Origin of the sequence: Haloferax sp. KTX1 (genome assembly GCF_902410085.1) — an archaeon.
GTDB classification, from domain to species: Archaea; Halobacteriota; Halobacteria; order Halobacteriales; family Haloferacaceae; genus Haloferax; species Haloferax massiliensis.
The window spans coordinates 1-507 of the sequence record NZ_CABPRH010000095.1; the positions used below are offsets into that span (position 1 = coordinate 1).

Below are 507 nucleotides of genomic sequence, written 5' to 3' on the forward strand. Positions count from 1 at the left end.
GAATTGCCATCGTCGGCTATCTCTTCCATCGCTATCTGCTGATAGAACTCGACATCGTGACTGAAGACGCAGCTTCGGACCGTGATTTCCTATGAGCCAACCCGAGCCTACGCAACTGGACGCATCAGCCGATGACAGCACCCGACAGACGGATATTGTACACGACCGCCAGACACTCGAAGCGGAGCTGGAAGTGTTACGGGAGGAGAACCGCCGGTTGCGCGACTCCTACGCGCATGCGAAGCGGGCAACGTTCAGACGGACCGCAGTGGGCTTCTTTGCGGTCGGTGGACTATCCCTCATAGCGGCACTCCTCTTTCCAACCCTGCAGACCATCTTCGTCGCGTTCGCAGGAACCGGTGTGTTTGCGGGCATCGTCACATTCTATCTCACTCCCGAGCGGTTCGTCTCGGCGTCGGTCAGTGACACGGTGTTCGACACGTTGGCCGATGTCGAACAGCACCTCGTCAGCGAACTGGAACTCCAGACCGAGACGGTGTATGTCCC

Annotated in this window: 1 pseudogene; it reads left to right on the forward strand. The window is 58.4% G+C overall.

Annotated features, from left to right (window positions below):
- Positions 1–91 precede the first annotated feature (91 nt).
- Positions 92–507, forward strand: a pseudogene (locus tag FY251_RS20945) (hypothetical protein); the annotation flags it as partial.